Source organism: Paenibacillus endophyticus, assembly GCF_014192395.1.
Lineage (GTDB): Bacteria > Bacillota > Bacilli > Paenibacillales > Paenibacillaceae > Pristimantibacillus > Pristimantibacillus endophyticus.
In genome coordinates this window covers 210,848-228,606 of sequence record NZ_JACHXW010000006.1, presented here as the reverse complement: position 1 = coordinate 228,606, position 17,759 = coordinate 210,848, and the positions used below count along the sequence as shown (strand labels likewise).

At 53.5% G+C, this 17,759-nt stretch carries 9 protein-coding genes; all 9 read right to left on the bottom strand.

Features of this window, described 5'->3' with window-relative positions; genetic code table 11:
* Positions 1-14 precede the first annotated feature (14 nt).
* Positions 15-3,443 carry a carbohydrate-binding protein gene (locus FHS16_RS12460; protein ID WP_183562480.1) on the bottom strand — a complete coding sequence of 1,143 codons (3,429 nt, stop codon included), beginning with the start codon at positions 3,441-3,443 and terminating at the stop codon, positions 15-17.
* Between the two features lie 118 nt (positions 3,444-3,561).
* A complete protein-coding gene (locus FHS16_RS12455; RefSeq protein WP_183562478.1) occupies positions 3,562-5,535 on the bottom strand; it encodes a type 2 periplasmic-binding domain-containing protein in 1,974 nt (657 codons plus the stop codon).
* A 200-nt stretch (positions 5,536-5,735) separates the two neighbouring features.
* Positions 5,736-6,638, bottom strand: a complete 903-nt coding sequence (locus FHS16_RS12450; RefSeq protein ID WP_183562476.1) for a carbohydrate ABC transporter permease — start codon at positions 6,636-6,638, stop codon at positions 5,736-5,738.
* Positions 6,639-6,651: 13 nt separating this feature from the next.
* The gene (locus FHS16_RS12445; RefSeq protein WP_183562474.1) at positions 6,652-7,599 is read right to left on the bottom strand and encodes an ABC transporter permease; all 948 of its coding nucleotides are present in this window, start codon (positions 7,597-7,599) and stop codon (positions 6,652-6,654) included.
* 213 nt (positions 7,600-7,812) lie between these two features.
* A complete protein-coding gene (locus FHS16_RS12440; protein ID WP_183562472.1) occupies positions 7,813-9,537 on the bottom strand; it encodes a sensor histidine kinase in 1,725 nt (574 codons plus the stop codon).
* A gap of 38 nt (positions 9,538-9,575) precedes the next feature.
* Complete coding sequence (locus FHS16_RS12435; protein WP_183562470.1) at positions 9,576-11,279, bottom strand: response regulator; 1,704 nt, start codon at positions 11,277-11,279, stop codon at positions 9,576-9,578.
* Between the two features lie 335 nt (positions 11,280-11,614).
* Positions 11,615-16,801: an S-layer homology domain-containing protein gene (locus tag FHS16_RS12430; protein WP_183562468.1), complete on the bottom strand. Its 5,187-nt coding sequence runs from the start codon at positions 16,799-16,801 to the stop codon at positions 11,615-11,617.
* Positions 16,802-17,008: 207 nt separating this feature from the next.
* Positions 17,009-17,215: a hypothetical protein gene (locus FHS16_RS12425; protein ID WP_183562466.1), complete on the bottom strand. Its 207-nt coding sequence runs from the start codon at positions 17,213-17,215 to the stop codon at positions 17,009-17,011.
* 293 nt (positions 17,216-17,508) lie between these two features.
* Positions 17,509-17,721, bottom strand: coding sequence for an IS66 family insertion sequence element accessory protein TnpA (tnpA, locus tag FHS16_RS12420; RefSeq protein ID WP_183562464.1), 213 nt, complete (start codon positions 17,719-17,721; stop codon positions 17,509-17,511).
* Positions 17,722-17,759 lie beyond the last annotated feature (38 nt).

Here is a 17,759-nt window from a genome sequence, read left to right as displayed (position 1 = left end):
CGTTTTTTTCTCCCTTACTCGAATCGGAACCAGTCAAAGTCGGTCGCGCCCGAGAACAAAATATAAATATCGTGGATGCCGCTCGCTCCCGTAAGCGAAGCCGTTCCTTCCGTCCAATTGCTCCAGCCGCCTGTAGCAGGCGTTGTAATGGTCGCGATCTGCGTACCGGTCAAGCTGTCCAAGCGCACGGCAGCCGTCTTGGTCGTGGATTCGCCGTTCGTGAATCTGAATTTCATCTGCGAGAAGCCGCTCCCGAGATCGACGCTGCTATACTTCACCCATGAGCCCGGATTCAGTCCGCCGATCGTCGATACGTAGTTGGAGACGCTATTGCTGCTGCTATAGCTCTCCGCTTGGATCGTAACCGGCGTCGGAGCGCTGACGCTGTCCTCGAACCGGAACCAGTCGAAATCGGTCATGCCGGAAAATTGGATATATATATCATGCGTGCCGCTAGCCCCGGTGAGCGAGCTCACTGTTTCAGTCCAATTGCTCCAGCCTCCCGTCGGCGGCGTCGAGATCGTGCCGATCAGCGTCCCCGACAGACTGTCCAGCCGTATCTCGGCTGTCTTGGCCGATACGTCCCCGTTCGTGAACCGTGTCCGCAGCGTTGCAAACCCGCTTCCCAGGTTCACGTTGCTAAACTTGATCCAATCGCCGTTATGAAGATCGCCGATTGTAGAGCCGAAATTGACGATGCCGTTCATGTCGTCATAGCTTTCCGCTTGCAGCGTCACCGTTCCGCCGCCGCCCGAAGCCGTGTACGCAGCCGTCGAAACCGCCGACTTCAGCATGCCCGCTTTGCTCGCGATCGCTTTGACGGTCTGCGGCGGCGTTACGGTCAACGGCGCTCGGTAGATTGGCGAATTCGCATTCGGCGTGCTGCCGTCCGTCGTGTAACGGATCGTCGCTCCGGTCGTCGACGAAGCAATCGTCACAGTTTGCGGCGCGCTGTACGCGCCAGCTGCCGGCGTGAAAGTAGGAGCTGCAACGGTCGATTGAGAAGCCGCGGACCCGGCATTGTTGGCATTGTACGTATTGTGCGCGCCGGTATTGTTAACGAAGGCGCTGGTTACGTTTGCGGTTTTGTTTCCTGCTAGAACCGTTCCATAGCTGCTATGAGTCAATGTGACCGCGTATTGTTTGTTGCGGACCGTGTTGTCCTCAACGATCGTGTTTGTCGTATCTCCCGATACCGTCACGTCGTTGTTGCCGTCGTAATATCCAATATCCGCCGTGGAGATGTAGATGCCGGTGTTGTAAGCCGGCGCTTCGGTAATGCTGTTGCCCACAGGCGTTTCGTTCGTACCTGTCAGGTCGTTGCCCCTGAACTCGTTGCCGAATGCTTGCACGGCGAGATAATGGCCGCCGCCGTTGTCGAATCGCTCCGACGCGACTCCCACGCCCGAGTTTTTGCTAAGCGGGGAAACGCCCGTCAGGACGTTGCCGCTCACCCTGTTGAAGTAATTGGGCGACAAGTTGGATTCGTTCGCGTTTTTGACATTCACGCTCCAGATAAAGACGCCTTCCGAATCCAGGAACGTATTGTTGGCCACTACGCTGTCGTATGCATTGCCGAACAGCCAGATGCCTTTGTCGTTATCGGTAATCGTATTATTGTAGGCGGTCGTATGTTCGTTAGGCGTAATGAGCGTCCATTTGCTCGTGCTGTCCGGCATTTTGTCCCAAGCCTTGTCGACCGTAATCGTGTTGCCGGAGATGCCCGTTACTCTGCGCAATTGTCCAAGCCCAGTCCCGTCGATGATCTGAATGGCGGGATAACTGTACATGACGGTTGGAGCGATCAACGCGCGATCCGCGCTGACCGTGACGCTAAGTCCGCTTGCGGAGCTGACCGTGCCGTAGTTGAAATAACCGCCCGGCGCTTCCGACATGATCGCTTCCCCATCGTTATCGTGTCCGTCGACAAGCCCGCTCGCCACGGAGCGCATGCCGATAATCGTATTGTCCGCCAAGTAGTTGTTGGCGCGTACCGACAACCCGTGTTTTTCGGCATTGACGGCGGTATGTCCGATGAGGGTGTTACCCGTCGCGACGTAATATTCCGCCGTATTGACGTAGACGCCGAAGCTGAATTCCATATACGAGTTCGTAAACGAAGAATATTGGTTGACATAGTTATGGGCGTAACCCGCAAAACCGCGGAAGTCGCTGTCCGCAACTAGAAAACGTTCCTTGCCAAGCGTCATCATTGGGAAGCCGCGCTGCCCGGGCGCGCCATTCGTGCCAAGATCATAGTCGATCTTCACGCCTTTAAGGAACATTTGCTCGGCCGTGCGCTGCAATACATTTCCCGCCGGATAGGTCGGATTGCCGCTTCCGTCCAATACCTCCCACGGAGAACCGAGGATCAGGAAAATGTCCGGCCGGCTCGCGTGGCCTGGCGCGATCGTCACCGTCAGATTGGCAATGCCGACCTGACCGAAGTTCGTTTTGCTATCGATAGCGGAGACGCCGCCCGTCCCGATATACTGCAGAATCGTGCCTGCGCGGCTTTGACCTCGCAGCACCACTTTACGCGAGAGATGCAAGGACGTGATCCGATACGTACCGTCGGCCAGATAGACGACGCCTCCGTTCGGATTCGCACCCACAGCGTCGATGGCAGCCTGAATGTCGGCGGTTTCGTCGACGCCGCTGTTCGGGGTCGCGCCGTACGAGCTTGCATTCACCTGGTTCGCCCAGTTGAAGTTGCCCGCCCAAGCGACGCCAAGCCCAAGCGGATCGCTTCCCACGGAGACGACTTGCAGCTGCTGTCCGCTGCTCGGCTTGCTCCAGTGAACGCCGCTGTCGTTCGAAATTTCGACGTCGTAAGTGCCTAGCGGCGTGCCGGACGAGACGGAGAACTCGGCCATGTACGCATTGCTGGCTGATATGGTCTGATTCACCGTGTTCGAGCTGTTCTTTAAACGTACGGCGGTTCCGTTGCCCGCTCCGAACTCGGACCCCGCGAAGTTACGTCCGACGATCGTTATTTTTTGGCCGGACCAAGCTTGCTTCTCGGAGATCCAGATCGCGCGAGCCGTATTGATCTTGGCCGGAGCGCTCCAGCCTGTCGCGTTTTTGACCCAAACATTATAGACGCCGGCGGTTGCGCCGTCAGGCATCGTTACGGTGACGTAATTCCCTTTGCGATCGCTCTGAATTATGGTCGGGTGCAAGGCATCGCCAGGCGGCGTAGCCGGAGACGTGTTCGTCGAATCCAGCTTGATCGCTACATCCTGCGAGGCTGCCGTCATGTCCCAGCCGGTGATCGTAAATGTCTTGCCTGCCTGCACGGCGTCCGACATCCGGTGAATCTCAGGCGCGTCCGCGGCATAGGCCGTGCGAACGTCGAGAACGGCTACCAGCGTCAATAACATGGCCATAACCAACAATCGGGACAAGCTGTTTCGTAGGGAACTTCCAAAACAAGCGTACATAATTAGCCTCCTGACAAAATGGTTTTTTAAATATGTAAGCGGTTACCAAGATGTCGTATAGAATCCCCCGGTTATCCATCAAGCCGCTTTGGCCGATCGATAAACCGGGGGTAGTTCCTTATTTCAGCGCATCAAGCTGATCTTTGTTCGCCAGTTTGAAATAGTCGTCGATCTTTTTCCTTAAATCCTCGTTGCCGCCATTCTTCTCAGCGATTTCGCTGAACTGCTTCCACAGCTCTTCGAAATGCGCGTCGTCGCGGGCTGCAAGCGTCTTGGTCAATGCCTTCTCGAAGGCGTCGCGGCCTTTCCAGAATTGGTCGGATTCCGGTACTACACCGAAGAAGTTCCAAATCTGCATGTCATTATTGATCGGTATGCCTAGATCCGAATACGAATTGTTAGGCAAATTGCCCGGATCGAAGAAGTTTCTTGCCTCGGAGGGCGATAAGACACGTTCGTAGCTGTAGAACGGCGATACGTTCGAGCCGCCCCACATGTAGGTCGGATAATAAGGCCAGCCGCCGCCGTAAACGTTCGTCGATGCCAGTCTCGTGTTCGCCAAGTTGTAATGGAGCGATTTGCCGTTGTCCTTGTTGTAAACCATGGCATCCTCGAGCTCTTTGTCCTTGAACACGCGTTTGCCATCTACTTCGTCGAACAGACCGGCGCTCTTTGGTCCCCAAGTGTACATTTTCTCGCCGATCTCGGATACCATGTAGTCCAAGAAACGGACAACCTGCGGCAAATCCTCTTCCTTCACGCTGTCCTTGAAGATCACGACGCCGATATTGTTTTTGACGCCGCCCATCGGCGAAATAAATTTTGCCGTGTTGACCGGAGAATCAAGGAATACCTTGCGGTAGCGATAGCTTTTGCCGGCGGCTTTCATCACGTTCTCGTCCGGCTGATCATACAGATAGGCAACTGCGTATTGGCCGTTGTTGATTTTCTCCAAATGCATCGCGTTGTTCTCGACGAGCGAGTTCGGATCCATCACCTTGTCGCGTACAAGCTTGTTGAAGTCCTGGACGATATTTTTGAAGAATGGCTGCTTAAACATAAATTCGATCTGCTGCGTCTCTTTGTCGAAGTAGGTGAAGTAGTTGCTGCCTTTCGGCATGCGGCCGTACAGGTTGGACAGAACAGCCAGCGTACCCCAGTTGTCTTGACCTCCGAATGCGTAGCTTACCTCGACCGGCTTGCCGTTCTCCGTAATGTTCTCGGTCTTGATTAATTGCTGCATATCGTACAGCAGTTTCGTGAAGTCTTCCGTCGTCTCAACCGGAACGTCGTAGATATCTTCTCTGCTGAACTTGCCGCCCTTCTCGACGAACAGCGCATCAATCTCGTCCTGCGTCTTGGCCTCCGGATACAGCTTCTTCAAAAGATCATCACGCACCCAGATGAATTGGTCCGTGCCTTCGAGCGCGTTCGGAGTAACGAACGATGGATCCATGATTTTGAGCGAACGGTCAGGATCCCCCATCTGAGTCGGGAACGAATAGATGCTTCCGTCCTGATCGTTGTTGGTTGAGAAACGTTTGACGTAAGGGAACGTCTCAAAGTTCAGGCGCTTCTGCAGGTTCGGGGCATACTTCTCGATCGCCTCCGTCAGATCATAGGCTTTGCCTGCTGCGAACATGTCCTTAAGGCTCCCCATGCCGGAGTCGGTGACGAACGCAAGCTCGGGCCAGTCGCTCGCCGCGTTGATCATACCGAGCTTCACGTCGATCGCTTGCCCGCCGTTGTCGAACGAGCCGTCCTTGTCGATCTCGATGCCTGTTACCCGCTTAATCTCCGGACTGACGATATCCTCCGTAGGCACCGGCCGTTTGGCGTCTCCCGTACCGTGGGCGTACCAGATCTTCAGTTTGAGCTGTTTGCCCGTCCAGTCCGGCAGCTCGGAGCTGTCGGTCACCGCATCGTACATGTCATAATAAGCTTTTTCCTCGGAAACGTTTTCATTTGTCGCGTTGGTCGGAGCCGTCGTTCCTTCTCCGCCGTTGCCTCCGTTCGTACAGCCCGCCGCCAGCGACATCAGCAGGGCTGCGGCCGTAGTCAACATAACCACATTGCGCGTCCGTAATTTCATACTTACTCCCCCTAGAATGAATTTGCATCTATATCATGCCGAATCTGTGCATGCGGTTTATATTTCATCATACCAAATCCGGCATCATACCGTGGTTGATCTTGAATTATATGAAAACATGTTTTCTCCATACTGGGCCTTAATGCTAGGAAGGAAACGTGCTGCGCCGCCAAGGATGGCTACAGCCGTTCACCTTGCCCCTATTCCTTAACGGCTCCGAGCGTAATGCCTTTGACGAAGTGTTTCTGAAGAAAGGGATACACGATTACGATCGGGATCGTCGTCAATATGATATTGGCGGCGCGAATGGCCTGCGGCGTCACCTGAGTCTGCGTATTCATGCCGGACGAGATTCCTGCCCGGATCGCCTCCTGGAACATGCTCGCCATCCGCTCGCCCTCCTTCAGAATTTGCATCAGAATATACTGCAACGTGTTCAACTTCTGATCCGTGACGAAATAAAGCGTCGTCGTCCAGTCGTTCCAGTGATAAACAGCCGTCCATAAAGCCATAACCGCAAGGATCGGCATCGATAACGGCACGTAGATGCGCAGCATGATGACAAACTCGTTCGCTCCGTCGATCCGGGCCGATTCGGCCAGACTGTCTGGGATGGTATACAAGAACGAACGGATGATGACCATGTTGTACAAGCTGAACGAAACCGGGAGAATATAGACCAGGAAATTATTGAGCAGATGCATCTTGGAATACAGCAGGTAGACGGGAATGAGTCCGCCGCCGAAATACATCGGGATCATCAGGAAAATCAATATGGCTCCTTTGCCCTGCAGTCCCTTCAACGTGAATGCGTAGGCGCTCGTATACTGAATGAGCAGGGCGAAGGCAGTGCCTATTATGACCCGTAGCACGGATATGAACGTCGATTGGATGATGGCCGAGTTCGATAGCAGCATCTCGAAGTTGGCGAACGACAGCTCTCTGGGATAAAAGGTTAAGCCGCCGAACTGCGAATCCACGGGATCGTTGAGCGCGTATGCGAGAACGTTAAGATACGGAAACACCATAGCGACTACGATCAGGGTGAGCAGCGCCGCGTTGCCTACTTTGAAGATGCGATACGTCAGTGATTCATGATTCAATGGAGCATCCTCCTTACCAGATCGAAATTCCGGTCGTTTTTTTGGCGATCGTGTTGGCTCCGACAGTTAAGAGAAGCGCCACAATTCCTTGCAGGAAACCTACCGCTGCCGCCATTGAATAATTGCCCTGCTGAATACCGGACGAATAAACGATCGTCGAGATGACGTCATAGCTGATAAAGGCGTTCTGCATGCCGTATACAAGCTCGAAGTTGCTCGTGAACAACGTACCGAGGGTGAAGATCAGCAGCAGAATGGTCGTCATCTTTAGTCCAGGCAACGTAATGTAGAGATGCTGCTTCCATCGGTTGGCTCCGTCGATCTTAGCCGCTTCGTACAAGCTGGGATCGATGGAGGTAATGGCTGCCAAGTAAACGACCGTCCCCCAGCCAATTTCCTTCCAGACGCTTAGCAGAAGCAGAAACGGCAGGAACAGCTCCTGTTTGGAGAGGAACATGACTCTCTCCTCTTCACCGCCCGAAAGCTTGAGCAGCAGATCGTTAAGCGGACCATAGAGATCGAAGAACGAGTATGCAAGCCCGACGACGGCAATCCACGACAGGAAGTGGGGCAAATAGCTGAGTGTCTGCACGGATCGTTTGAATAAGCCGTCCTTCACCTCATTAATCATCAAAGCGAGAATGATCGGTGCTGGGAAGCCTACGAGAACCGTCAGCACGCTAAGCTCCAGCGTATTGATGATTGCCTGCCTCAGCATTGGCGTCTCGAAGATCTCCCGGACGTGCTCCATCCCGACCCATGGGCTATTCCATAACCCCAAGAAAATATTGTAGTCTTTGAAAGCCGCGATAATGCCCGGCATTGGCACGTAAGCGAAAATGAACGTTAACACGATCGACGGCAGCATGAGCATATAGCCGAACGAGTTTTTGCGCAGCGCCCGCATGAATCTGCTTCCGTTCGGCTTGGCGGTATGGCTGGTAGCAATTTCTTCGTACAAGGTTCCAACTCCTTTCATCGTAGGTGTTGCTCTCATTCTATTGCATTGCGGGTAACGGTTATAGTAAATAAACGGAGCTCATATAGCTGAATTCGGACATTCTAGTCACCTGTAAGAAAGCTAGAAGCTGCTGCAAAGAAAAAAAGAGCCTGCCGCTACCGCGATAGACTCCTCTTATCCATGTCGATATTCTGTTCGTCTCTAGCAGATATGCTACGCGGCTGCCGGTATGCGCAGCGTTACCGTCGTCCCTTTGCCCGGCTTGCTGTCGATCTCGATGCCGTACGGCTTGCCGTAGTAGACCTCGATTCGTTTCCTCGTGTTGAGCATGCCATAGCCGCCGTACATGCTGTCGGCGTCGGTCTCGCCTCTCATGATCGTACTTAGCTTCTCCGGCTGAATCCCTTCGCCATTGTCGGAAATATGGATCCAGACCTCGTCCGAAGCCGTCTCTCCTTGCATCCCCCGTTCGACCCGAATGGAGATGCTGCCCCCGGTCTCGCGCCCATTAATGCCATGCAGCACGGCATTCTCCACGACGGGCTGCAGCAGATGCTTCAGCATAGGCGTATTGCCTAACCCTTTCTCAATATGGATATGGAACGAAAAATCGATGCCGTAGGCGAATTTCTGCAGCTCCAAATATTCATGCATCATCTCCAGCTCTTGATCGATCGTAATGATGCTGCTGCCCTTGTTAAGCGCGATCCGGTAATAACGGACCATGGAGTCGATGACGCCGCGTATGCGCTCGTCGCCGCTGAGCCACTTCATCGTCGATAGTGTGTTGTATAGAAAATGCGGATTGACGCGCTCTTGCAGGAGCTGGGTCTCGAGCACAGTGCGTTCCGTCTCGTAATCATTAATGCGCTTATAATAATCCCGTACGCGAACGATCAGCTCGTGGAGGACGTTTCCCATTCGGCTAAACTCGTCGTCCGTCGTGGAAAATTGCAAATGATCGTTTTGGAGCAAATTTTCAACGGTCGTATTCATGCGGCGGAACAGCACCTCTAACTTGCGAGTCAGGTAGAACGACACAACCTCCACCATCAGGAACAGAATGATCATGACTCCGAGCAGCATGGCGACCGCTCCGATCCAATAGGAATCCAATTCCCTTATGACGAGAGACTTCGGGATGTACATCGCGACCGTCCCGATCCCAGACTTTAAGTCGAGCCGGATGCCGTACCGGTCTTTCGTATGGTCGGCGGCCGCCTCTCCTTGATCCGGGCCCGATATCGGTAACCGTCCTCCGCCTATGTTGGACTCGAATGCAATCGATGTGTTCAGCGGCAGTTCAACGTCGAAGTGCCTCCGAATGGTAGGGAAAGGAACCCGGATTTCCGTCACAGCGAGCGGCCCTCGGAAGGAAGCCAGCGTTTTGTAGAGGTAAATGTAAGTTCGATCCTCCGGAGCGCCTAGCCCATTTAAAGCAGACAATCTCCAGAAGACGTTGCCCGGATCGGAAGCCAGAATATCCTGGCGGAGCTGTGAACCACCGTCCGGCTCGTAGCTCCCCAAAGAATCGAATCTGCGCAAATAATCGCCGTTTAGCGTATGCTCGCTTATCGAATAGATGATGACGCTGTCGTTTTTCATATCCGCCTTGACGGCCCCGACCACGCTTTGCAAATAATCGTTAAACGACATGATGCCGACCAGATTCTGATCTGTCTTCGTTTCGAGATAATTATTAATATAGAAGTTGCTGTTAATGAACAACAGCATATCGACGTTCGAAGTAAGCAAATTGTCGACTCCTGCCACGCTACCCGCGAGCAGAGCTTCGTTTTTCTCCAGAATGTCGTCCACTTTCTCATTCCAGACGTTGATGAACAGCACCGAGCCGAGCACGAGCATCGGAATTAACGAAAAGATAAAAATAATGGACGCGATTTTATGTCGATACTTGAGCTTGCCGAATAGAAACATGGTGCAAGACCCCTCCCGGGAGGCACGCCCCGCAAAAATTAGCGCAGCATGGATTTATTTTTGTATTCCGCCGGGGTCATGCCGACGTTTTTCTTGAAGGCCAGGCAGAAATAGGAGGTGTTGACGTACCCTACCGCTTCCGCGACGACGGCCACTTTGCTGTCTTGTTCCTTCAAGAGCCCCTTCGCTATGCCGATCCGGTAGTCGATCAAATAATCGAAGATCGTCTGGCCCGTCTCCTTCTTGAAAATATGGTTGGCATGTCGTCCGCTCAGGTAAACGGATTTGGAAATATCCTCGATCGTAAGCGCCTCTCCGTACCGCTGCCCGATGATGTCGCGAATTTGATCGATCACTTTCTGATTTTTGGTCGGATTGCGTTCGGCGAGCGCTTCGCGAAGCGTCGCGAAGATTCGCCTCAGCCAAACCCGCGCTTCCTTGGCGGGAGCGGGAGCGGGGACGTTAAAGTAGCTCCAATCCGCCGATTCCTCGCCTAGCAGCTCCTTCAGCGATTTGTTCGCCTCCTCCAGCAGCACGTTCACTAGATTGAGCGTCAAATAGGAGAACACCTTGACGTAGCTTTCGTGCGGGACGCCTCCTCCGGGCAAAGACATGTATTTGTCCAGAAACTCGTCGATGACCTCTTCCCCGCCGTAAGACAGCAACACCTTCACGTCTCCATACAACGATTCCAGCCCCGGCATCGCGTCGAACGGACTGCGCTCCGCGCGGTCCACGATTTCCGAATAGACGATAATCGGGCTGCTGCCTTCGTAGAAGGTTGTCAGCGCCGCCTGCCGAGCCTGCCGATATAGCTCAGCCATGGCGGAGAGCGAAGACGACGCCTCGCTGATGCCGATCGTTACGGAGCGGTCCAGCCGCTCCGTAATCATCAAGTGCAAATTAACCGTCGTCTGCAGAAATTGCTCCGACTCGCCGAACAAAAGAACGGCAAAGGAGTCTCCCGCAATCTGTACCGGATAAGCGAACACGAGACCCTGGCGTTTCGAATCGGAATCGGGACGCGGCGCTCCATCCGATTCCCCGGATACCGCGCCAAGGGCGGCTCCCCGCTCCAGGGCATTAACCGCCTTCTTAATCGTATACGATTGGTAGTAGGTATCCACAACGCTGCGGGAGGGCTCCCCGCTCGTCGGCTCTTCTTTCTCCCTGACGTCCAGGGCAAGCACCGCAAAGCTCGAATTATCCGGCACGGACACGTGGAGAAAGCCGATTCGCTCGCTAATGTCTCTTTCGTCGCGGAAGTTGCCGAGCAGCAGCTCCTTGAAGAACTGCTCCTGCACGAGCGGCAGCATTCCCTCGAGTTGACGCAGCATGCCGGCCCGCTCTCGCTCTCTTCGTTCCCGTTCGGTCATCTCGCCAAGCACACTCCGCACCGCGGACTCCAGCTCGCCGGAGATGATTGGCTTAAGCACGTAGCCGTAAACCCCTAGGTTTACCGCCGATTTCGCAAATTCGAAATCGCTGTGGCAGCTCGTAAATATCATTTTTATATCGGGATATTGATCCCTCACGCGCTCCGCGAGCGCGATTCCGTTCATCATCGGCATAGCGATATCGGTGACGATCAAATCGGGATGCAGCTCTCCGACGCCAGCAAGCGCTTCCGCTCCGTTAGCGAACGTGCCGACTACCTCGATTTCCAGCGCCCCCCAGTCTACCGCTTGCTTAATGCCCATACGTTCGTATTTATTGTCATCTACAATGATCAGCTTGAACATAAGCGCTCCCCCTTTGTCTTCAGTTAAGCGTTTTCACTTCTTATGGTAGGATGGAGTTCCCGTCAAGTCCAGTCCATATCAGGAGAACAGATGCCGCTATTCGGAGCTCTATTATTCACTCATTATAGCTTGTTTCTTGTCGCTGTATGAGAAATATTCCTATCGTTGTACTTCGACGATTTGCGACCGCGTTTATGCGTAAGCTTTTATCGCTAATCAAAAAAAATCGCTTTTCTTTTTATCACTTTAAAGAACTTAAACTTCCTAATGCGGTAAATAAAAAACCTCCTCATTGCGGCCAATGAGGAGGTTTTTGGATGGTTTGACGGCTGATTTTATTTTTGTTGACCATTCGCCGCGTTCATTAACGAACCGTAGGCCCAGTGACTCTCTGGAAGATCCGGGAACGTCTGAACTCCCGTCCATTCCGAGGAGCGCTGCAGAATACGGGCCATAATGGTAGCAGCCTCGGCTTTGGATAAAGTCTGGTTCGGCTTGAAGTTGCCGTCTGGATAACCGGCTATCAGACCGTTTCCATAAGCCAGCTCCAGCGCTGACTGTGCCCAGTGCCCCTCGATGTCGGCAAATGACGCTTCGCCTGAGGTAAGCGAAAGACTCCGCAGCTTAAGCGCCATCAATATAAATTCCGCCCGCGTGATCAATCGTTCTGGCTTCAAGCTGTTGTCCGGATAACCGTGTACGAATTCAAGCTGCGTACAGAAAGCGATCGCTTCCGCATGCTTGTGCAGGGGGCTTACATCCCAGAATTGCTTCAGTACGCCCGTGTCCAGCTTCGATTGCGGCTTCTCGTACAAACTGTAGATCATGTCGGCCACGTCGCCCCTCGTGAGCTTGCGGTCGGGCTCGAGAAGACCTTCGTTATTCGGCGACAGATAGGATCCGGTATAAGTAACGTTCTCCCCTTTTTCCGGCCAATGCTCTTCCGGTTGGACAGGCTGATTCGGTTGTGGCGCCTCGCCGCCGTTGCCCGGCTGGCCGGGTTCACCGTGAGAGGCAGGAACGGTCTCTAAGGCTGCTGCGGCAGAACGAAGCGCATATAGGGAGTTTCTAATGTCTATGTTGCGCGGCGTTGATAAGGCTACGATCTCCTCCGCAGCCGCGAGACTGTAGGAATAAGTTTCCCATGTCTGGCTTGTATAGCTCGAAGCGCTTCTGCCCCTCGCAATCTCCGCATTGTACAGCCGTCTTAGATCGCCGACATCCACCGAAGCCTCGCCTTCCAGCTGAACTAGATTTTCAACTTCTCCGGCAACCCGGTCTTTGCCCGCATGATACAATTCGGTCGTGACATTATAGAACGAATTTCCTGCGGTAATGACGCCATAATCTCCAAGCGTTACGCTAATGCCCTTGTTAAAGTCGGTCAGGATATTATTCTGCACGAGCAGATTGGTCGCATCGCCGCTATAACCGTCCGTAATCAAGTCCGAGCTTTTGAGCCCCGACCAGAATACGATTCCGGATTCTTGCGGCGCCTCTGACAAATTGTTAGGCACGGCGCTTGGCACACCGGTAAGGGCATTGTTGCGGATTTCGATATTGTTTGCGCCTACCGAATAATACCGGCCCTCGGATCCGTAGCGCTGCGTATTAAGCAGGATGCCTCCTGTGCGTGTTTTCGGCGACACGCCAGCGAACTCGTTGTCGCGAATGGCGACATGCATGGCGGTGACCAGAGCCGCCGATTGTTTAATCAATGCCGTCCAGACAAACGCACCTTCCGTATCGACCGCGTCGTTGCCAGCTACCACCGTGTCAACCGCGTTGCCGAAAATATAGATGCCCTTGCTCGTATTTTCCGCAAAGTTGTTGTAGATGGTTACATTGTCGTTAGGTGAAATAAGCGTGAACACACTGTTGCCGTCAGGAACGACGTCCCAGCTGCCCTTAATTGTAATGACATTGCCGTCGATGCTTTCCACTTCCCGCCACTGCCCCATGCCCCGGCCGTCCGTAATTTGCACGCCTAGCGTATTGTACATAATGGAGTAGTCTCGATGAGGCATAAGCGGAGCAGTCGTCAACGTGTTCTCGGTCGCGTTGATGACATAACCGGTGTTGAAGTTGCCTCCTGGGCTGTCTACTGCATAACTTTCTCCATCGTTATAGTCACTTCCAACGTCGTACACCTGATTGCCTTCCATGTGCACGTTGGCGCGGGCGAACAGACCGTGCGAATCTTTGAGCACTCCCGCCTGCCATCCGCGTCCGTGCACGATGTTGCCGTTCATGAACGAGTAGTTGGCAACGGTCTGCAAGTAACCTTCGTGCGCGTAGTCCAGCTTATTATTAAAATAAGTCGTATATTCGTTAAGATAAGCATGCGTAATGCCGGCGGACCAGCCGCTCAGCTCGGAGTCGCGGACGATAAACCGTTCTTTGCCAATAATGACGACGGCCAATCCACGCATGCCCGCGTAAGGATCCGGGTTCGCCTGTCCGTAGCCGGTATCCAGCGTATAGTCCAATTTGATATTGTCGATAAACATTTCGCTGGCCGTGCGCAAGGCCATATTGCCGGCTGCTTCGCTCCATGGCTGCCCGAAAGCGAAAAACATATCCGGGCGCTTGGCGTTATCGGAGAGTCCGACCGTAAACCCGGACACACCATATCGGCCTTCCACCGCGCCGTCGCCTTCGGATTCGAACATATTGACTCCCGCTCCCGTATAGACGAGATGCGTCGAATCCCTATCCTCGCCCAGCAGCACAATGTCCGCATACATCGGAACCCGGCTCAGCTCGTACGTGCCCGACGGGAAATAGACGACCCCGCCGCCGGAAGCCTTCGCTGCCTCGATCGCGTCCGTCACGGCGGCGGTATCGTCCTCGCCGTCTCCAGGGGTGGCTCCGAAGTCGGTTACGTCATAACGATTGTCCCAATCGAACAGGTTAGCCCAAGCGACGCCTAACCCAAGCGGATCCCGGCCTGCCTCTACCACGTCCAACGTTTGTCCGCTGGCCAGCGGCGCCCAGCTCAAGCCGTCGTTGTTGCTCACCTCTACGGTGTATTTGCCGATTGGCGCCTTGACGTTAAAGCGCAAAGAATATGGCGAGTACTGCTCGATCTTCTGCTCGACCGAACGGGAGGCGTTAACGAGTCGCAGACGCGTCGCCGAATCCATCCCGAACTGCTCTGCCATCAGGTTGCGTCCGGATAGATCGATCGTCTGTCCTTCCCATGCTTCATATTCGGAGATGAACAACGGACGAGCGGCGTTCAGCAACATAGGCATGCTCCATCCGTATCCGTTGTTGATCCAGACGGTGTATAGGCCTGTGGTCAGTTGCTCTGGGAACTCGGCTACGAGGAAGTAGCCGTCGCGCCCATCGTATTGCCTGATTGCCGCGGTCGTTCCGTCTGCCGGCGGTATTGCCGGCAAGGAGCCGTTGCCGTCGTAAGCCTTCATCACGACCTGTATAGCGTCCGGATCGCCGGCTTTCAAACCGTATCCGTTAATAGAGATTAGCTCGCCGGGCTTCACCCCATCCGACAGCTTGTAGACGACCGGCGGAAGCTCCCAGGCCTCGCCGCCAATCGTCAACGCAACATCATCAGTCGATCTCGCCAACTGATCCTCGTCGTCCGCAGCAAACGAGGCCGTGACGATAAAGCTTCCCATATAATCTGGCGTGATGCTCAGCGTCGCCACTCCGTCGTCATCGGTTACGGCCGAACCTAATGAGGCGAGAATATAATCGCCGACCGTTCTGCCGGACAAGTTGAACTCTACCGTTTTGCCGCTCACGGGAAGGCCCTCGGATGTTAATGCCACATTGAGCTCAACAGGGGAGCCTGATTCTGACACCTCATAAGCCACGGAGTCAAATTCCAAAGCCGTGGCTTGGTATGCCGGCATATCGACGGACACGACGCTGTCGCCGGGCAACGAATAACGCCCGCCGTCTTTGACGCGCAATCTGTAGAAGTATGTGCTGCTCGTTCCCAGATCGGAATCGACATAGGCGCCGTCCGCGGCGTCCGTCGCACCTACCTGTACGAAAGGACCCTCTGCCTGCGCGGAACGTTCAATGACCGCGATCGAGCCCGCTTCCCCGCCGCTCCAGCTCAGCTTAGCGGAGCGAGGCGATTGGTACTCGCCAGTAAACTCTTCAAGGTCATAAACCGCAAGTTCGTCGAAGAAAAATGCCTGCGGACCGAATGTCATGTCACTGTCTGTCTTAGTTACCTTCAGTGTAAAGCTGCCTTTAACAAAATAGGTCAAATAAACGCCATCGTTAAACATATCTGGCGTAATCGAATGGCCAGGAAGCATGACTTTGCCGTTGTTGTCCTGGAAGGAGAATTCCACCGCATTTTGCGGAACGGCATTGCTATAGACCGTGAATTGATGCCAAGCCTGATCGTCCAGCACGAAGCTGAATTGTCCCGGAGAGCCACCGGCTCCATAGGTATCATGTTTGGCAGGCGATCCGGCGCCGGCTGGAACGCTTAAGCTGGCTTCGTCGCTCGTCGAGCTTCTTGCCCACAAGCTTCCGTTGACATTGTACGTGAATTGATCTAGATAATCCGGCTTCGACACGTAATCATGGATCATTGGATCCATGAACAGCCATGTATCCCAAACCGGGCTATCGCCCGGAACGGCATCCGGATAGTTGTACCCCAGCAGAATGTGTCCGTCCTGACCGTAATTACCGATCCAATCTCCCTTGGTCGACTTGTCGACGCTGACTTGTGACACATCGGCGTCTGAGACGGGATCGACGGAATCGACAGGATCGAAGAACATCCCGGACGGTCCTTCGTTCCACGAGCCCATCACCTCGAAAACGAAGCTCCCTTTTACTTTGAACGTGATGTATGCGCCTTGATCTCCCAGGCCATTTGCCCCTTCAGGTAAACCCGGCGCATCGGCCAATGCAGGAGTAAGCGTTTTCATTCCGCGGAATGTATGCACGAGAATATTGTCTTCCAAATCCTTTATCGTGTAATACTTATAATTCATGTCCCCCGCAAAATAAACCGAAAACAGATGCTCCTCGTTATCCTCGAGCGTGAACACGAACTGCCGAATGTCCCCATCGCTCCCCGGCGTCCCTCTTGAGATAAAGGCATTCGTCTTGGTAAGCCCACTGCCGGACGGCGGCTCCAGCACGGCTCCGTTGCCGCTGACGTCATCCGATTTGAGCCATGCGCGAGCACCTGCGGTAGCGGTATAGATGCTGCCGTCTTGTTCCTGCACGTAAGCCGGCTTGATGGTCACATCGCTGTCGTACAAAGCGATTTCTTTGCTTGTCTCCCCTTGATACTCCATTGGATCGGCATCTCTGCCATCATAACCGAACAACACGTACCCATCGCGGCCGTATACACCGTTCCATGCACCGCGGGTCGCAAGATCATACGCGTTGACGACGGCGCTTGAGCTCGCTGCGGCTGCGGCCGTCTTCACGACGGGTAACGGCGCGCAGGTCATCAAGAACGTCATCGCCGCGATCATGCCTACAGTCCATCGTTTAAGCCTTGTCTGTTTCATTTTTTTCCTCCTCATTTTTTTCATGGATAGATTGATTTACGCCTAAAGTATAGCCCTCTCCAGATTCCGGATATAGTGAATATTCGGAGGAGCTATGGAGATATCCGGCTAATCTATAGTTACCAAACAGCAAAATAAGCCAAAAGACTGCCTCCCCCATCATTTGGGAAGCAGTCTTTTTGTTTATGAACGTTATTCATCCACTTTTCACGGAAACACACTGAACAAATAATTGGCTCGGCCTCCGCACTCAGATAGCCAAATCCCTTTAATCGGTTTCTCTGCAGTAGCCAGAACGGGGCAAATACCTCTTTCGTCCACCTCATACCTTTCTGCACCGGCGATGCCACAGTTAACGGATTCTTGACCCATTAATACCAGCTTCACCAGTTCGGCATCGATTCCAGGTTTCAATTGAAGCACCGACAATTCGTTTGTAAAAAAATAGGCCTCTCACAAAGTTCGCTCTGAACTCGTGAGAAGCCTATTTTAAAATCATATGGTCATTTGGCATTTCACAAAGGAGAAACCCTTGCTACGCAAGGGATCTAGTCCTTTATTACATCATGCCTACCATGAGACAAAAGCGTTTTATGTGTATTTCGAGTTTTTTTGTAGCGATTTTGTCTGATTGTCTACAGAAATTTGTGCAATAAATCCGTGTGTGTAAGATGTGTGGGTAGAGTATGTGTTCAAAATAGATGGAGTCAGCCATCGGTCGAACAGTAGCCTCCGTATACGGGTACATATCCAACCCGTGACACCGAAGAGGAGTCGGAGGACTGCACCTTCTTTCGTTTGTACATCCAGTATTTCATCTGCTCTTTGGTGATGCCTGCCTGCTCACACCAGGCTTGCAGGGTGAGACCACTTTCGCGATACGCCCTTCTCCAAATGGCGGAGGGCGATTTGACGTGCATGGACTCCTCATCCGTACTCGCCCCCCATCAAAAGTTCA

What these genes read in the sequence shown, in the direction of transcription:
- tnpA (WP_183562464.1), bottom strand. Translation starts at nt 17,721, where the DNA reads ATGCACGTCAAATCGCCCTCCGCCATTTGGAGAAGGGCGTATCGCGAA.
- FHS16_RS12460 (WP_183562480.1), bottom strand. Translation starts at nt 3,443, where the DNA reads ATGTACGCTTGTTTTGGAAGTTCCCTACGAAACAGCTTGTCCCGATTG.
- FHS16_RS12430 (WP_183562468.1), bottom strand. Translation starts at nt 16,801, where the DNA reads ATGAAACAGACAAGGCTTAAACGATGGACTGTAGGCATGATCGCGGCG.
- FHS16_RS12455 (WP_183562478.1), bottom strand. Translation starts at nt 5,535, where the DNA reads ATGAAATTACGGACGCGCAATGTGGTTATGTTGACTACGGCCGCAGCC.
- FHS16_RS12440 (WP_183562472.1), bottom strand. Translation starts at nt 9,537, where the DNA reads ATGTTTCTATTCGGCAAGCTCAAGTATCGACATAAAATCGCGTCCATT.
- FHS16_RS12435 (WP_183562470.1), bottom strand. Translation starts at nt 11,279, where the DNA reads ATGTTCAAGCTGATCATTGTAGATGACAATAAATACGAACGTATGGGC.